Origin of the sequence: Bradyrhizobium sp. 215_C5_N1_1 (assembly GCF_052075935.1) — a bacterium.
Classification (GTDB): Bacteria; Pseudomonadota; Alphaproteobacteria; order Rhizobiales; family Xanthobacteraceae; genus Bradyrhizobium; species Bradyrhizobium barranii.
In genome coordinates this window covers 5,306,971-5,323,643 of record NZ_CP197228.1, presented here as the reverse complement: position 1 = coordinate 5,323,643, position 16,673 = coordinate 5,306,971, and the positions used below count along the sequence as shown (strand labels likewise).

Genomic DNA, 16,673 nt, shown 5'->3' with positions numbered 1-16,673 from the left:
TCAGTCGACGGCATCGCTGGGATGTGCGATCCGCTCCATCAACTCGTCGGTGAGCGGGAATGCGAGGTTCTCACCCTTGGGCGGGATCGGCCTGGTGAACCATTTCGCGTAGGTCTTCTCGAATTGGCCGGATGCCATCTGCTTGGAGAGAACGTCGTCGACGAGCCTCTTGAAGCCGGCATCGCCCTTGGTGAACATCAGCCCATAGTAGATCTTCGCGTAACCCTCGGAAAGGAAGAGGAGCGCGTCCGGATTCGGCGCCGCAGCCTTGAGCCCGGCGAGAAGGATATCGTCCTCCATGAAGGCGACGGCGCGGCCGGTGTTTAGCATGAGGAAGGACTCCGCATGGTCCTTGGCCTGGACGATGTTGAGGCCGAGCTGCGCCTTGGCGTTGACGCTCTGCGCGAAACCGACCGCGTTGGAGCCTTGCGTGGCGACAACCGTCTTGCCTTTCAGGTCGCCGGCGGTCTTCACGCCACTGGCGGCCTTGACGAGCCAGCGCGGCTGGCTGACGAACGTTGCGACCGAGAACGAGACCTGTTCCTGCCGCTTCTTGTCGTTGGCGGTGCCGCCGCATTCGATGTCGACAGTCCCGCTTTGGATCAGGGGAATCCGGTTCGAGGAGTTTACCGGCGTGTAGTTGACCTTCAGACTGGGCAACTTCAGCTCCTCCTTGATGCGATCGACGATCGCCGCGCAGAGGTCGAGCGAGAAGCCGATCGGCTTCTGGTCCGGCCCGAGGTACGAGAACGGTATCGAAGCCTCACGGTAGCCGATCGTGATCGATCCGCTGGATTTGACCTTGTCGAGCGTCGGGCTGTCGGCTGCCGCGGCCGGGCTTGCGTTGACAGCCAGGAGCGCCGGGAGAAGTCCCAATACCTGAACGAGCTTCTTCATGGTCTTTGCCTTCCGATCGTTTGTCAAACTCAAGCTGCGACGGACGGGCGTCCGAGCCCTCGCCGGCGGATGACGTCGATCAGCCGATCGATGTCGGTGGCGGTGTTGAACATGCCGAGCGAGACGCGAATGCCATCTCGTTCGGGCGACACGCGCACGCCGTTCTCCTCGAAATGGCCGAGCCAGTCTGCCGCGGGCAGGGCGATGACGTAGATGTGCGGAGCGCGATGCTTGCGCTCGCGCGGACCAACGAGGCGGACGCCCAGCTCGTCCAGGCGTGCAATCAGGTGATCGCCGAGATCGAAGCAGTGGTTCTGGATGTTCTGCACCCCGATCTGCTCGATCATGTCGAGCGAAGCACCGAGGGCGTGGACTGCGGGCAGGTTGAAGTTGCCGAGCTCGAAGCGCCTGGCGGCCGGCGAGGGCGCCATCCCGTCGGCACGCGCGATGAGATCGCTCGGGATCTCGGCGAGGCTCGCAGCCGCCAGATAGGTCGGCTCGAGCTCTTTGAGCGTCTGGTCCCAATAGAGCAGCCCGAGCCCTTGCGGAACCAGTAATCCCTTGTGGCTGCCGGAGCCGATGAAGCTTGCGCCGATCGCCTTGGCGTTAACAGGCACGACTCCGATGGCCTGCATCACGTCCACCACAAAGTGGAGTTTGTTCCTGACGCACATCGCGCCGACGCTCTCGATGTCAAAGCGGTGACCGGCGTGAAAAGTCACATGCGACATCGAGATCGCACGCGTCCTTTCGTCAATGAAGGGAGCAAAGCTGTCGGCGTCGACGACTTCCGTCATCGGGATGAAGCGGACCTCGACGCCTTTCCGTTGCAGATTGAGGAACGCGTAGGCGTTGTTCGGATGATCGCCGTGGATCATCAGAACGTTGTCGCCGGCGCGCAGCGGCAGTGCATTTGCCGCAATGTTCATGCTTTCCGACGTGTTTTTCGTGAAGGCAATCTCGTCCGCCGTCACGCCGAGAAAGCGGGCGACCTTGGCACGGGTCTGCTCGACCCGATCGAGCCAGATGCTCTTCGGACCGGCTGTCTCGAAGCCCTCGCGCAGGAAAAGCTCGATCGCGGCCTTCACGGGACGCGCGAGCGGCGTTTGAAACCCGGCATCCAGATAGACCATCCGTTCGACGGCGGGGAATTCCTTCCTCACGGCGTCCACGTCGTAATGACGAGACATGCACATCTCCTGTTGAGCGCGCCGGCAGAACTTGGCTCCCGGCCAAGCGGCGGAGCGCGATTTTCGGAACGGCGAGACCGCACTGCACAATTTCTGGTCAATCGCCGGTGACGCCAAGAATATGAGCTTTCAGGATTTCGACAATCTATTATGTCGAATTTCAATAGGTTTTATTCCGAAAAATGATAATACTCGGCGTTGATCTTGATTTCACTTCCAGTTTTGGCCGGGTGGGACATGACGAAGCGAATTGGGAAGGAAGGACCGTTGGATCGGGCTTTCGCGATCGTTCGGCATGTTGCCGACCAACGCAAAGCCGTCTCGGCCGCGGAGATCGCAAAGGCTCTTTCGCTGCCGCTTCCAACGGCACACAGGTTGATCGGAAATCTCGAAGACCGCGGACTGCTTCAGAAGGCGTTGGGTACCAAGCGGTACGTTGTGGGCAACCAGCTCGTCACACTGTCCACCACCGTCATCAGCGCTGCATTTCGCACCGCGCGGCGGCATGCGGTGCTTCGGGCGGTCGCGGGAGAAATCGGCGAACAGTGTGAGATCGGCGTCGTACGCGACAATTTCGTTGCCTATGTCGACAGCGTTCGCGTTTCGGAGCCGCAAGGTCTTCAGTTCAATCCGGGGGAAGCGGCGCCGTTACACTGCACGTCGACCGGAAAGATCTATATGAGCAGACTGCCCGAGCGGATCCGGGCGAAGCTGTGCCGCGCGCTACCCCTGACCAAATTCACCGAAACGACGATCGTCGATGTCCACGCGCTGATGAAGGTTCTCGAGGAGACGCGACAACGCGGCTGGGCCAAGACAAACGAAGAGTACGTCAAGGGGGTGGTGGGGTGCGCCGTCCCCATTCTGTCACCGGATCGGGAATTGATCGCTTGCCTCGGCGTCTCTGTACCGGTGGCCCGCGTGAGCTTCGCCGAACTGGACCGGTTCATAGCGCCGCTTCAAAAGGCCGCCGCTCTGCTATCCGACACCATTCTGCAAGTTGAAGACGACGATGGCGCAGATGCCCAATGACGGCATGATGCCTTGGCCTCTGTGCCATAGCCGTCCTTAACCAGACCGACGTGCCTGCTGCGCGGTGATGCTGCGCAGCCCACCGGACGCACCCGCCAGCGCCGGCGTTGAGGCCGTATCGACCGCACCTGAGGCCGCTTACCCCTCAATCTCTGCGATCGCGTTTAACCGACGTTAATGATGTCTTCTCGATATGGAACATCCCACTCCGTTGCACTCCCTGTTTGTGGATTGCCCGTAAGTGTTGATTAAGAAGGCCATATCCATATTCCAGCCTGCGATTGGCGGGCTGACCGGCAGCGGTAATCCCACCGGTTGCCCCGATCAAAAGACTTTAGGAATTGCTCTCTGCCGCCACGACGGCAATCAGGATGAAGGTCATGCTCCGCCGGGTAGTGCTCCGTTTCGCAAGAGACCGGAAGGCCAACATCGCCGTTATCTTCGCCCTCACGATGGTGCCGATCGTCTTTCTCCTGGGCATGACGCTCGACTACACGCAGGCCGTCCGCAAGCGGGAGCAATTGAACGCAGCCGCCGACGCGGCCGCGATCGCAGCCGTGCGGCCGGCGATGCTGACCCAGACCGACAAGACGGTCGTCCAGGCGACCGCCGCAGCCGTCTTTGCAGCGAAGGCGAATCTTCCCGGTCTGACGGCGACGCCGACGCCGACCATCACCGTCACGGATTCCGGCCTCGCACGAAGCATCACGGTTTCGTACACCGCGCAGTCCGTCAATAATTTCCCCAGCGTTCTCGGCAAGCAGACCTGGGACGTCTCTGGCTCCTCAACGGCGAAGGCGTCGAGTGCGCCCAACATGAATTTCTACCTGCTGCTGGACGACTCGCCGTCGATGGCGCTTGCTGCGACGCAGGCCGACATCACCAACATGATCGCGGCCACGAAGAACCAGCCCAGCTACGCGAAGAATTGCTCGTTCGCCTGCCATGAGGCGCGTCCCAACAACGCAACTGCCAGCTCGACGAACAAGGACAATCTCACCGTCGCACGCGCAAACAACATCACGCTGCGCATCGATCTCGTGACCAACGCCGTTACGCAATTGCTGAAGGGACCCTGGACGTGCCCGCAAGCGGGTGTGACGGGCGGCGTCATGCAGTGCATGTCGGCGCTCAACAACACGACCTACAAGGCCGCCATCTACACCTTCGACTACGCCCTCAACACGATTCAGGTGCTGACCACGCCGGACACCGCCGCCACGAAGATCAACAACATTCAGCTCCTGACGGTCGACCACCAGAACTGCCCCATTGTCGATAGCAAGGGCAACTGCACCTACACCACCGACTACGGCACGGATATCTCGGGCGGGCTCACGGGCGTCAACACCGTGATGCCTGCGCCAGGCACCGGCACCAATCAGGCGGGCGATACGCCGCAGGAAGTGGTCTTCCTCGTCACCGACGGCGTCGAGGACAAGCTCATCCCGAAGACGGGGGGCTCCTGCGACCCCAATGCCACCTATGCGCTTCCGACAGCCAACTCGACGACCTTGCGGTGCCAGCAACCGCTCGACACGACGGTCTGCACGACGATCAAGAACCGCGGCATTCGCATCGCGGTCCTCTACACCGAGTATCTGCAGCTGAGCGACAGCTGGTACACGAGCCGCATCTCGCAGTTCAACAATCCATCCTCGTCAACCGGCACGATCGCGACACGGCTGCAATCGTGCGCATCGCCCGGTCTGTATGCGAGCGTGCAGACAGGTGGCGACATTTCCGCGGCGCTGACCAACCTGTTCATCAAGGTTGCATCCAGCACGGCCAGCCTCGTGCAGTAGGGAAGGCGCCATGACCCGACAGGTCACGACAACGAAAAGATGCCGCAACCGCTGGGCCGCCTTCGCCGGCGATAGCCGCGGAGCCACGGCCGTCGAATTCGCGCTCGTTGCCGCGCCGTTTCTCGCCCTCATCATCGCGCTCATCCAGACGTTTCTGGTTTTCTTTGCCCAGCAGATGCTTGAAACCGTGGTGCGCCAGTCGGCGCGTCTCGTCATGACGGGGCAGGTTCAGTCGGCCCAGATGAACCAGGCGGTTTTCAAGCAGAAGGTCTGCGATCAGATCGTGATCCTGTTCAATTGCAGCGGCCTGATGGTCGACATGCAGGTCGCAACGTCCTGGTCTTCCGCGAACACGGCGACGCCCACGCTGACCTTCGACGGCTCGGGCAATGTGACCAACAGCTGGCAATACAATCCGGGCGATTCCGGCGATATCGTCGTTCTCCGCGTCATGTATGTCTGGCCGGTCGTGCTCGGGCCGCTCGGCTTCAATCTCTCGAACCTTAGCAATGGCAACCGGCTGCTCATGTCGTCCGCCGCGTTCCAGAACGAGCCAGGAGCTACCTGATGATCTCCGCCCTGTCGTCTCGCGCTCGGCAGATGTTGACCGATGTACGCGCTGTTGCAGCGACGGAGTTCGCCATCGTGACGCCGTTCATGCTGGTGCTCTATGTCGGCGGCGTCGAGCTCGGGAACGGGCTCGCCATGAACGTCAAGGTCAGCGCGACTGCGCACAGCGTTGCCGACATGATCTCGCAGAACACGGCCGTCACGTCGACCCAGATGGACGGCATTCTCGCTGCGGCGAGCTCCATCATGGCTCCCTATCCCATCAAGAACGGCAGCACCTCGCTGATGACGATCACGGTCTCCGAGGTCTCGACCGACAGCAATGGCAACGCGACGGTGCAATGGAGCAAGTCGACCAGTACGTCGGGGGCGAGGGCCGCCGGTCAGCAGATGACCTTGTCGTCCTTTACCGCGCCGGGCGGCACCAGCAATGCCAACATCTCGCTCATCCTGAGCGAGGTGTCCTACGACTACGCGCCCAACCTCGGCTTCACGATCGCCGGCACGGTGAAGCTGTCCGACAGCTATTACCTGTTCCCCCGCTGCTCGACGAACACCCCCGCCACGTCGAGTTTTCCCTATTACGACGTGAAATATCCGGCGGCGAAGACCTGCACCTGCGTGCAGCACTTGCAGCAGAAGACCTGTTAGTTTCACGGAACGCGGTCCGAAAGAAGCCGGATGCCGCTGAGGCACGCTTCCGTCCCGATTTCCTCCCGGCCCCTGTGCGCAATTGCGCACCGGGCCGGATGACATTGGAGTAAACGCTTACGCCGCCACAGTGGCGCGGTCGAGCGCTGCGATCAGCTTTGCCGCGATGGGATGGTCGGACCGCGGATTCTGGCCGGTGATCAGCTCGCGGTCCTCGACGACGTAAGGCTCGAAATCGACGGCGCTTCGGCTGACCTCGGCACCCGCAGCTCCCAGCGCGTCCGGCATGGTGAAGTAGATCTTGCCATGCAGGAACTGCTCCTCGATCGGTATCTCTTCCGAGGCGGTGAACACCGTCATCTTGTATCCCGCATATTGCCAGCCCTTGCCCAGCTCCGCGACCTTGGCCTTGTCGCCGGCGATCAGGGCGGCGCGATAGGCCTTGGCGTCGGGCAGGGTGGCCAGAGTTGCGATCGGTCCGTGGCAGAGCAGCGCCGTGATCTTCTTCCGGTCGTGGAAATATCGCAGAATCTTGCCGAGCTCGGGATCCTGCATGAGGTCGACGACCGGACCCTGCCCGCCGGGGACAAAAACGGCGGCATATTGATCCAGTCCTCCGTCCACGATCGCGCGCAACGTGCGCACGTTGGTCATCGACGGGTCCTTGTCGAAGAAATCGCGTCCCCGCCGATAGGCTTTCTCGTCGCCGCCGAAATGGGCCGCATGATCGGAGGCCGGATCGATGTACGGTTGCTTGCCGTTCGGCGTCGCCAGCACCACCTCGTAGCCGGCATCGATCACGGCCATTGCCGGCACGACGGTTTCATTGAGGTATTGGCCGGTCGGTCCGGTGCCGCCGCCCTGGATTTCGATACGGGTGGCATTGGAGCCGACAACGAGCACTTTTCCTTTGGACATGGTGTCTCCTGCGATTTGCTTGATCGTCTTGCGGTTAGAACTTCATAACAATCCGGCCGACGCGAACGGCAACCTGACGCGACGACCGTTCTGGCGTTTCAAGCAACGACTGGAGCAGATCGGGCGGAGCACGCCGCTTCGCTCCGCAAGCTCGCCCCGAAGGCTCCTGCGGAGGGAATAATCTGTCGCTGCCGAAGAAGTAAGCGGCTTCGCTGATGGCGCGCAAGCCAGCCTCCCAACGTCATTCCGCGCGCAATTTAGGGGATGCGGCGTAGTCTGACCATGTGGCGCGATCGGCCTGGAGCTGATGCATCGTGCGATTTTGCAATGATGCCATCATGCTCCTGTTTTGCCCGACGAGTCAAGTCTACTTCGGTAAAACGTAAGTCATTGATCCGCCACGCGCCGGCTACTGTGCATGGGGTTGTTTTCGCAGTTTTGTTTGGAGCAGCCCGCGCGGGGTGCTTTACGCGCTCTCCGTCTCCCGGTGCACGTCGTGCACCACGAGGCCCATGCCTTCGTCCGGCATCTTGATCCAGTCGCGGCGCTTCAGCGTGCGCTTGGTGTCCTCGTAGCCGCTCGTCCAGTGCTCGCGCATCGAGGTGCCCGAAAATTCGTGGTCCTTGGCGTCGCCCTCATAGGCCTTCTGCTGGTAGATCAGGTGCAGGATCGCGATCTCCGGCATGCGGCGCAGGCTCGACTTGAGCTGGCGATCCTCGTCGGAGAGTTGCTCGTCCGGGACTTTCGCCAGCGCCTTGTAGAGCAGAACCTTGAGGTTGTGGGTGCGGCGGTAGACGTCGGTGTTGTGGCGCGTGCGCGAGGAATACATGATGTCCTTGTGGCGGGCCATCACGTCCTGGATCGAGCGCGGCAGCACGCCCCGCGCGCTGAACAGGTCGACCTGGAACACCAGCGAGTTGAGCGCGTCCTCCTGGTCCAGCAGATGCTGGAGCGGTGTGTTGGAGACGATGCCGCCGTCCCAGAAATGATCTGTGCCGATCCGCACCATCGGCAGCGCCGGGGGCAGGGCGCCGGAGGCCATGATGTGCTCCGGCTCGATCTCGTCATGGGAATTGTCGAAATAGATGAAGTTGCCCGAGAGCACGTTGACCGCGCCGACTGCGAAACGGACCTTCTTCTCGTTGATGAGGTCGAAGTCGACGAGCTCCAGCAGGCTCTCCTTCAGCGGCATCGTGTCGTAATAGCTGGTTGCGGTGCGCGCGCCGACCGGGCTGAACCAGGGATTGACCTGGTGCGGGGTGAAGAAGCCGGGCTGGCCCATCGCCGACGTCATCCACGCACTGGTGAGATTGCGCCACTGGCGGAAGATGTCGCCGTCGGGCGTGTAATGCCAGATCTTGCGGTTGGTGATGCGCTCCCAGAAGATGCGCAGCGCCTCCAGCCGCTTCTCCGGCTTGTTGCCGGCGATGATGGCAGAATTGATTGCACCGATTGAAACGCCGCAGACCCAGTCGGGCTCGATGCCGGCTTCGTGCAGCGCCTGGTAGACGCCGGCCTGGTAGGCGCCAAGCGCGCCGCCACCTTGCAGCACCAGCGCGACGCGGTCGCAGCGTTCGGGGCGCCAGCCCCGTGCGGGAGGCTGATGCGTCTGATGAGCCGGTTGCGACGTGCGGGCGTCCATGGGTGCCTCCTAGCGTGGACCAAACGATTGCGTCCGGCAGTGACGGCGTGATGACAATTTCAGCGCCGATGCATCGTCTGCATGCAGGCCGACCGCAGCGGGAATGGCGGGAGGTCGTGCGGCTGACGGAAAAGCTTCACATCGCAGTCAATGACGGCGGCTAGCAATTTGCATCTTGCCTTTAGCCGCCGGGCCGACATCACAGACATCACACAGGAGACCAGCGATGCGCAGGGAAGACGTGCTGAGACTTCCGTCCATGCCGGCGGCGGGGCCGAGCTATCCGGCCGGGCCCTATCGCTTCGTCAACCGCGAATTCCTCGTCATCACCTACGAGACCGATCCGGAGCTGATCCGCGCCGGCCTGCCTGAGCCGCTGGAGCCGATCGACCAGCCGATCGTGCATTACGAATGGATCAAGATGCCGGACTCCTCCGGCTTCGGCAGCTACACCGAATCCGGCCTCGTCATTCCGGCGCGCCTCAACGGCGAGGAGGTCAATTTCGTCTCGCAGATGTATCTGGATGATGATCCGCCGATCGCGGCGGGCCGCGAGATCTGGGGCTTTCCCAAGAAATACGCCCATCCGAAACTCGAGATCGTCAAGGACACGCTGACGGGTACGCTGGAATATGCCGGCCAGCTCGTCGCCATGGGCACGATGGGCTACAAGCACGAGAGCATGGCCGGCAACGGCGATCGCACCCGTGCGACGCTGTCGAAGACGCAGATCAATCTGAAGATGATCCCGGGCGTCGACGGCCGTCTCGAAGTCTGTCAGCTCGTCGCGATCAACCTCATCGACATCGTGCCGAAGGGCTCCTGGATGGGGCCCGGCCGGCTGCATCTGGTGCCGCATGTCAACGCGCCGGTCGCGGATTTCCCGGTTCGCCGCTGCCTGGGCGCGCACCACTACATCGCCGATCTCACGCTGCCGTTCGGCCGCGTCGTGCACGACTACGTCAAGGAGGCCGAGGCGATGGCCGCGACGGGGCTGGCCGCGGAGTAGGGCGGCACCATCATCAAACTGTAACAAAGCCGTAATTGAGTACCCGCGAGAGGTCCGGAGGATGCCGTCAGCCATCTTCCGGAAACGGGGCATTTGTTGACGGTTGGGGTTGGCCATGGCTGAGCCGGCGAAGCTTGTCAGCGCGATATCGGATTCCGTGCCCGCCATTCCCGGCCTGGTCTGGGCGTTCCGGCTGCACGGCGACGGCAGCGCCGAGGCGCTGCCGATCGACCAGCCGATCGAGTTCAGCCATGACGGCCGGCTCTGGCTGCATTTCAATCTGACCGATGCGCGCGCGCGGCCCTGGATCGCGGCGTCACAGCTGCCGCCGCTGGCGCGCGACCTCCTGCTGTCCAACGACACTTTCCAGCAGCTTCACGTCATCGACCATTGCGTCTACGGTGTCTTCTCCGATCTCGTGCGCGACATCGACAGTGCGACGGAAGAGACTGCGTTCCTGCGTTTCGCCATGACCGAGCATCTTCTCGTCAGCGGCCGGCATCAGGCGCTGTGCTCGGCCGATGCGACGCGCCGCGTGCTCGAAGGCGGCTACCGCGTCGACAACGTCGCCCATCTCCTGGAAAAGATCGTCGACGAGGTCGCCGACACGCTGGACCGGATGGCGGACAAGCTCGGCCAGGAGATCGACGACATCGAGGAACGGATTTTGGCCGACGACGCCAAGCCGGAGATGCGCCGCAATCTCGGCCGGCTGCGCCGGACCTGCGTCAGGTTGCATCGCCAGCTCACCGGCCTGCGCGTGCTGTTCCACCGCCTCGATCAGAAGAACACCGATCATCTCGCGCCGGCCTTGCGCATTCACGCCGGCAAGCTGGCGCAGCGGCTGGACGGGCTCGATCACGATATCGTCGAGCTCCGCGAACGCAGCCGCCTGCTCGAGGAGGAGCTGCGCTTCAAGAACGAGGAGGAGAGCAACCACCACCTCCACACGCTCTCCATCGTGACCTCGCTGCTGCTGCCGCCGACCCTGATCACCGGCATCTTCGGCATGAACACCAAGGGCCTGCCGCTCACCGACGTCGAGAGCGGATTTCTCTGGGCGGCGCTCCTGATGGCCTCGTCGGTGGGGGCGGCCTATCTGTTCATGCGGCGCACGGGCATCTTCAGGTAGCGTACGCAGCCGGTATCAGCCGTGATCGGGACGTCCCACAGATTTCCGCTGCGAAATGCGGCCGCGATCGTGCTGGCCTCAACGGTGGCGAGCACCGGCGCGTTCGCCGGCGCCAAGGACGAAAGCGCGGCCGAATGGCTGGCGCCAAAATGGTTCAACGAATGGCATGACGGACTCGCCAACAAAGGCCTGAATTTCGGCGCCACCTATATCGCCGACAACATCACTAACGTCTCCGGCGGCGTGAAGCGTGGCGCCATCCATTTCGGGCGCCTCGATCTCTCGGTCGATGCCGATCTCGACAAGCTCGTCGGCTGGACCGGCGGCCGCTTCTACGCCAATGCGTTCGTGATCTACGGGCAGGGACTGAGCCGCAACTACGTAATGAATCTCGCCACCATCAGCGAGATCGAGGCATTGCCGGACCAGCGGCTCTACAACGCCTATTTCGAGCAGAGCTTCTTTGGCGATCGCCTGAACATCAGGGCCGGCCAGCAGGCCGCCGACGTCGAGTTTTTCGACAGCCAGACCGACGACCTCTTCATCAACGGCACCTTCGGCTGGCCCGCGATCAAGGCGAGCAACCTTCCGGCCGGCGGCCCGGCACCGCCGATCGCTGTGCCCGGTATCCGCATCAAGGCGGCGCTGACCGACAACATCACCGCGTTCGGTGCGGTGTTCAACGGCGATCCGTCAGGTCCGGGCGATCAGGATCCGCAGCTGCGCGACCATCATGGCCTGGCGTTCCGCGTCAACGATCCGCCGTGGGTGATCGGGCAGGTCCGCTTCAACTACGACATCGATATCGGCGGCCGGCCGCTCGCCGGCAATTTCACGCCGGGCGCCTGGAAGCATTACGGCTCGTTCGACAGCCAGCGTTTTACGGCCGAGGGGCTCTCGATCGCCGATCCCGGCGGAAGCGGTGTACCTGCAAGACTTCGCGGCAATTACGGTATCTTCGCCGTCATCGAGCAGGTGCTCTATCGCCCGCCGGAGGTGAAGGACAACACCACGTCAGCCTCGATCCCGGGCGTCACCGCGTTCGGCCGCATCGCCTACAGCCCGCCGGACCGCAATCTGATCGACCTTTATGTGGACGGCGGCATCGGCTTCGTCGGCTTCACGCCAGGCCGTCCGCTCGATCGCTTCGGCGTGGCAATGGCCTATATGCGGATTTCGAACACCGCGCGCAATCTTGACATTGATACGCAGGCTTCCACCGGCATCCAGAGTCCGGTGCGCAGCAACGAGACGCTGATCGAGATGATCTACGAAGCGCATATCAAGCCGGGCTGGCTGATCGCGCCTTACTTCCAATACGTGTTCCGCCCCTCCGGCGGCATCCCCAATCCGAACGATCCGACCGGCGTGTCGCGGATCGGTGACGCCGCAGTGTTCGGCGTCACCACCACGATCAGGTACTAGGCCATCGCCGGCTTCGGCTCGGCCTTCGGTTGCCGCGACAGCGCCAGCACGATCAGCGAGGCGAACACGCAGAGCGCGCCGGCGATGAAGAACGCGGGCAGGTAGCTCTCATAGACCGTCCGCGAGAAACCGGCGCCGAACGCCGCGGTGCCGGCGCCGAGCTGATGGCCGGCAAAGATCCAGCCGAACACCAGATTGGCGCGCTCGGGTCCGAATTTCTGCGCGGTGAGCCGCACCGTCGGCGGCACCGTGGCGATCCAGTCGAGCCCGTAGAACATTGCGAACAGCGACAGCCCGTAGAACGAGAAGTCGCTGAAAGGCAGGAAGATCAGCGAGAGCCCGCGCAGGCCGTAGTACCAGAACAGCAAATAGCGGTTGTCGTAGCGGTCCGACAGCCAGCCCGACATGATGGTGCCGAAGAAGTCGAAGATGCCCATCGCGGCGAGCAGGCCTGCCGCCTGCACCTGCGGGATGCCGAAATCGAGGCACATCGGGATCAGGTGCACCTGGACGAGGCCGTTGGTCGACGCGCCGCAGACGAAGAAGGTCGCAAACAGGATCCAGAACGCGCGCGACTTCGAGGCGTCGCGCAGCGTGCCGAGCGCCACGCCGGTGATCGAACCATGGCTGACCGGCGGGGCCGGCAGGGGCTCGGTGCCTTCGTCGCCGAACGGGCGCAGGCCCACATCGCTCGGCCGGTCGCGCATCGCGAGGAGAACCGCCACGGCGGAGACGCCGAGCGCGATGCAGACGAAGCCGAGCGCGAGCCGCCAGCCGTAACGTTCGGTCAGGCTTGCGAGCAGCGGCAGGAATACGAGCTGGCCGGTGGCGACGCTCGCGGTCATGATGCCGACAACGAGACCGCGCCGCGCGGCGAACCAGCGCGTCGCTATGGTAGCGCCCAGCACCAGCGCGGTCATGCCGGTGCCGATGCCGATCACGACGCCCCACAGCAACACGAGCTGCCAGACTTCAGTCATGCCGAGCGAAAGGACCAGCGCCGAGACGACGATGAGCTGGGCGGTCAGCGTGACGTTGCGCAGGCCGTAGCGGTTGAGCAGGGCGGCCGCGAACGGCGCCATCAGCCCGAACAGGATGAAGCGGATCGACAGCGCGGAGGAAATCTGCGCCGTGCTCCAGCCGAACTCGTGCTGAAGCGGGACGATGAAGACGCCGGGCGCGCCGACCGTGCCGGCGCTGATCAGCGCGGTGAGGAAGGTCACGCCGACCATCACCCAGCCGTAGTGGATATTGCGGCGGCCGAGTGTCGCCGCGAGCCAGTTCGAGATCATTGGGCCTCAATGTTTGATGGGCAGGCTTTGAGACACCTGCACGAGCTTGTAGAATGGCACGGGACGTGTCTGTCGAAAATGACAGAGTTCCCTCATTTTCGGACGTTTCTAGGTCAGTGCGTCAGACGCTCCACGGCGATGGCCGTGGCTTCACCGCCGCCAATGCAGAGTGCCGCAACGCCGCGCTTGAGGTTTTGCGCCTCGAGCGCGTGCAGCAGCGTCACGATCAGCCGCGCGCCGGTGGCACCGATGGGATGGCCGAGCGCGCAGGCGCCGCCGTTGATGTTCAGCTTCTCGCGCGGGATGCCGAGGTCGCGCTGCGCCGCCATCGCCACCACGGCGAAGGCCTCGTTGATCTCGAACAAATCGACGTCGCCGGCGCTCCAGCCGATCTTGTCGAGCAGCTTGCGGATCGCCGGGATCGGAGCCGTCGTGAACCATTGCGGCTCCTGGCTGTGGGTGGCGTGACCCTTGATCTCGGCAATTGCCGGCAGGCCGTTGCGATCAGCCAGCGAGCGCTTCGTCAGCACCAGCGCGGCGGCGCCGTCGGCATTGGCGGAGGAGGCGGCCGGCGTGATGGTGCCGTTGGCGCGGAACGCCGGCCTCAATCCGGGGATTTTCGCAGGATCGACCTTCAGCGGATGTTCGTCATTGGCGACGATGCGCGGGCCTGCTTTCTCGGTGAGTGTGATCGGCGCGATCTCGGCCTTGAACGCGCCACCCTCGACCGCCTTGCGCGCGCGGCTCAGCGTCTCCATCGCGTAGGCATCCTGGTCCTTGCGGGTGAACTGATAGGCCTCCGCGGTGGCCTCGCCGAAATCGCCCATGGAGCGGCCGGTCTCGTAGGCATCCTCCAGCCCGTCCATCATCATGTGGTCGATGATGCGATCATGACCGACGCGGTAGCCGCCGCGTGCCTTGGCGAGCAGATAGGGCGCGTTGCTCATGCTCTCCATGCCGCCGGAAACGACGATCTCGGCCGAGCCGGCGCGGATGATGTCGTGCGCCAGCATGGTCGCCTTCATGCCGGAGCCGCAGACCTTGTTGACCGTGGTCGCGCCCGTGGCGTCGGGCAGGCCGGCCGCGCGCGCTGCCTGGCGCGCCGGTGCCTGGCCTTGTCCGGCCGGCAGCACGCAGCCCATGAAGACCTCGTCAACCTTCTCAGGGGCAAGCTTCGCCCGTTCCAGCGCCGCGCCGATCACGTGCGATCCGAGCTTGTGTGCCGCCAGCGGCGACAGCTCGCCCATGAAGCGGCCGAGCGGGGTGCGGGCGGCGGAGACGATGACGACGGGATCGGCGGCTTCGGCCATGATGAAACTCCCAGCGATGACGGAAAAGATTATGATCATCATATGATGCGGCGCAAAAAATGCAACCGCGACCGGCATGAGAAATTGTCGTGGGTCGGATGAGATTTGGTCGTTCGATTGGAGGGGGTGACGTGAGTGTCGCGGGCTTTGGCGTGGTGACCGCTCCGCACGACACTGTCATCGCCCGACTTGATCGGGCGATCGGGTATTCCAGAGGCGGTGGTGATCGAACCGATCAGCCGCGGCGTACTGGATGCCCCGGTCAAGCCGGGGCATGACACCTCTGGCTTGGAGAGAGCCTCTTCAGTACTGCGGTCGCAGTCTACCGCTTCCTGTTCACGAAAGCCTGCATCAGCCGCGTCGGCTCGTCTGTCAGGAACGACTCGCCGAACACCTTGACGCTGAGATTTACCGACTCCGTCAGCGGTAATTCCTCCCATTGCCGCAGCAGCGCCTTTTGCGACCGCAGCGCCTCCGGGCCGCATTCGAGCAGCGCCTTCACGACGTGTTCGACCTCGGCATCCAATCCGCCCTCCGGCGCGACCTTGTCGATCAGCCCCCAGGCCAGCGCCGTCGGCGCGTCGACGTTCTCCGCCGTCATCACCAGCCAGCGGGCGCGGGCCCAGCCGATGAGGCGCGGAAGCAGGGCGGCGTGGATCACCGAGGGGATGCCGACGCGGACCTCGGGCATGCCGAAATGCGCATCATGCGCCGCGATCCGGAAGTCGCAAGCGGCCGCCACCTCGAGACCACCGCCGAGGCACCAGCCGGGCATGCGTGCAATCACGGGGGCAGGGAATTGGCGCACGGCCTCGCAGAGATCGCGCAGGCGGCTGATGAAGGCTTCGGCTGACTTCTGGTCGAGCTTGGCCATCTCCTTGATGTCGGCGCCGCCGATCATGCTCTTCTCGCTCTGGCCGCGCAGCACCACGACGCGGATGCTGCGGTCAGTCGCGAGGGTCTGCAGGCCTTCGCGCACGGCATCGGTGACGGGCGAGCCCAGAATGTTCAGCGAGCCGGCGTTGCAGATCGCGACATGAACGACGCCGCGCGCATCGCGCGTCACGCCGCAGTGATTGTTGAGCATTTCCATCGGAGCATCTCGGAGTTTCGTGGACATGCGCGAGGCGCGCGGGTCGGGATCACTTCGGTGCCGAAACGCTCTGCTTGTCAAGCGGGTGGGGGGTGGAGTTGCCATGGCGAAGTTCGTGACATAGTATGACATACATCATACAAAGAGGCCGCCATGACCTGTAACGATCAACTTGACCTGTTTTCGCCCGCGCAGCGGCGTGAGCGCGTGGTGGACTGGCAGGTGCCTGCGCCGGTTGCAAAAGCAGCGATGGGGCTTTCAGGCATGGACGCGATGCTGGGAATCCGCGACGGCCGGTTGCCGCCGCCGCCCTTCGCAAAGTTGATTGGTTTCACCATGGCCGTGGTCGAGCCGGGCCGGATCGTGATGGAACTGGAGCCGCGTGAGGATCTCGAAAATACCATCGGCCTCCTGCACGGCGCGACCGCCGCGGCGCTGATCGATACCGCCATGGGCTGCGCGATTTCGACGCGGCTGGAGCCCGGGCAATCGTCCGTGACGCTCGACCTGAAAATGACGTTCCTGCGCCCGCTGTCGGTCCGTTCCGGGCTGATCTCGGCCGAAGGCAAGATCATCAAGCTGGGGCGCCAGGCCAGCTACACGGAAGGCTTCGTGCGCGACGGCAAGGGGGCGCTCGCAGTCCATGCAACTGCAACCTTTTCCATGATCGGCGCGACAACTTAACATGAATTAATGCACCGCCTGGT

General features: G+C 63.4%; 15 protein-coding genes. 8 read left to right on the top strand and 7 right to left on the bottom strand.

Going from position 1 to position 16,673, the window contains the following annotated elements:
- Positions 1-897 carry an amino acid ABC transporter substrate-binding protein gene (locus AB7G19_RS25880; protein ID WP_441268267.1) on the bottom strand — a complete coding sequence of 299 codons (897 nt, stop codon included), beginning with the start codon at positions 895-897 and terminating at the stop codon, positions 1-3.
- A 29-nt stretch (positions 898-926) separates the two neighbouring features.
- Positions 927-2,087, bottom strand: coding sequence for an aminotransferase class V-fold PLP-dependent enzyme (locus tag AB7G19_RS25875; protein ID WP_441268266.1), 1,161 nt, complete (start codon positions 2,085-2,087; stop codon positions 927-929).
- Positions 2,088-2,324: 237 nt separating this feature from the next.
- Between AB7G19_RS25875 and AB7G19_RS25870 the strand changes: the two genes are divergently transcribed.
- The 4 genes from AB7G19_RS25870 to AB7G19_RS25855 all read left to right on the top strand — a co-directional run bounded on the left by AB7G19_RS25870 (position 2,325) and on the right by AB7G19_RS25855 (position 6,145).
- Complete coding sequence (locus AB7G19_RS25870) at positions 2,325-3,119, top strand: IclR family transcriptional regulator (protein WP_441268265.1); 795 nt, start codon at positions 2,325-2,327, stop codon at positions 3,117-3,119.
- 380 nt (positions 3,120-3,499) lie between these two features.
- Positions 3,500-4,924, top strand: a complete 1,425-nt coding sequence (locus tag AB7G19_RS25865) for a TadE/TadG family type IV pilus assembly protein (RefSeq protein WP_071917521.1) — start codon at positions 3,500-3,502, stop codon at positions 4,922-4,924.
- Between the two features lie 10 nt (positions 4,925-4,934).
- On the top strand, positions 4,935-5,492 hold the full coding sequence (locus tag AB7G19_RS25860) for a TadE/TadG family type IV pilus assembly protein (protein WP_063983829.1): 558 nt from the start codon (positions 4,935-4,937) through the stop codon (positions 5,490-5,492).
- Complete coding sequence (locus AB7G19_RS25855; protein ID WP_028157690.1) at positions 5,492-6,145, top strand: TadE/TadG family type IV pilus assembly protein; 654 nt, start codon at positions 5,492-5,494, stop codon at positions 6,143-6,145. Before AB7G19_RS25860 ends, AB7G19_RS25855 begins: the two co-directional genes overlap by 1 nt.
- 117 nt (positions 6,146-6,262) lie before the next feature.
- Here the strand turns inward: AB7G19_RS25855 and AB7G19_RS25850 are convergent, their stop codons facing one another.
- Together AB7G19_RS25850 and AB7G19_RS25845 are read right to left on the bottom strand one after the other, a co-directional pair.
- Entirely contained in the window at positions 6,263-7,063 is an 801-nt protein-coding gene (locus AB7G19_RS25850) for a type 1 glutamine amidotransferase domain-containing protein (RefSeq protein ID WP_441268264.1), read from the bottom strand.
- 466 nt (positions 7,064-7,529) lie between these two features.
- Complete coding sequence (locus tag AB7G19_RS25845) at positions 7,530-8,705, bottom strand: patatin-like phospholipase family protein (protein ID WP_135214333.1); 1,176 nt, start codon at positions 8,703-8,705, stop codon at positions 7,530-7,532.
- Between the two features lie 226 nt (positions 8,706-8,931).
- Here AB7G19_RS25845 and AB7G19_RS25840 point away from each other — a divergent pair, with 226 nt between their 5' ends.
- The 3 genes from AB7G19_RS25840 (at position 8,932) to AB7G19_RS25830 (ending at position 12,271) form a co-directional block, all read left to right on the top strand.
- A complete protein-coding gene (locus AB7G19_RS25840) occupies positions 8,932-9,714 on the top strand; it encodes an acetoacetate decarboxylase (RefSeq protein ID WP_063983825.1) in 783 nt (260 codons plus the stop codon).
- 115 nt (positions 9,715-9,829) lie between these two features.
- Positions 9,830-10,846: a transporter gene (locus tag AB7G19_RS25835; protein WP_028157684.1), complete on the top strand. Its 1,017-nt coding sequence runs from the start codon at positions 9,830-9,832 to the stop codon at positions 10,844-10,846.
- Between the two features lie 21 nt (positions 10,847-10,867).
- Positions 10,868-12,271, top strand: a complete 1,404-nt coding sequence (locus tag AB7G19_RS25830; RefSeq protein WP_441268263.1) for a carbohydrate porin — start codon at positions 10,868-10,870, stop codon at positions 12,269-12,271.
- On the opposite strand, the gene AB7G19_RS25825 is transcribed toward AB7G19_RS25830, so the two are convergent.
- The 3 genes from AB7G19_RS25825 to AB7G19_RS25815 form a co-directional block, all read right to left on the bottom strand.
- Complete coding sequence (locus AB7G19_RS25825) at positions 12,268-13,563, bottom strand: MFS transporter (protein ID WP_439034682.1); 1,296 nt, start codon at positions 13,561-13,563, stop codon at positions 12,268-12,270. The genes AB7G19_RS25830 and AB7G19_RS25825 overlap by 4 nt on opposite strands.
- Before the next feature lie 113 nt (positions 13,564-13,676).
- Positions 13,677-14,873, bottom strand: coding sequence for an acetyl-CoA C-acyltransferase (locus AB7G19_RS25820; RefSeq protein WP_441268262.1), 1,197 nt, complete (start codon positions 14,871-14,873; stop codon positions 13,677-13,679).
- Between the two features lie 322 nt (positions 14,874-15,195).
- Positions 15,196-15,966, bottom strand: a complete 771-nt coding sequence (locus AB7G19_RS25815; protein WP_441268261.1) for an enoyl-CoA hydratase — start codon at positions 15,964-15,966, stop codon at positions 15,196-15,198.
- A gap of 153 nt (positions 15,967-16,119) precedes the next feature.
- Between AB7G19_RS25815 and AB7G19_RS25810 the strand changes: the two genes are divergently transcribed.
- Complete coding sequence (locus AB7G19_RS25810; protein ID WP_085402205.1) at positions 16,120-16,650, top strand: PaaI family thioesterase; 531 nt, start codon at positions 16,120-16,122, stop codon at positions 16,648-16,650.
- The last annotated feature ends 23 nt before the right edge of the window (positions 16,651-16,673 follow it).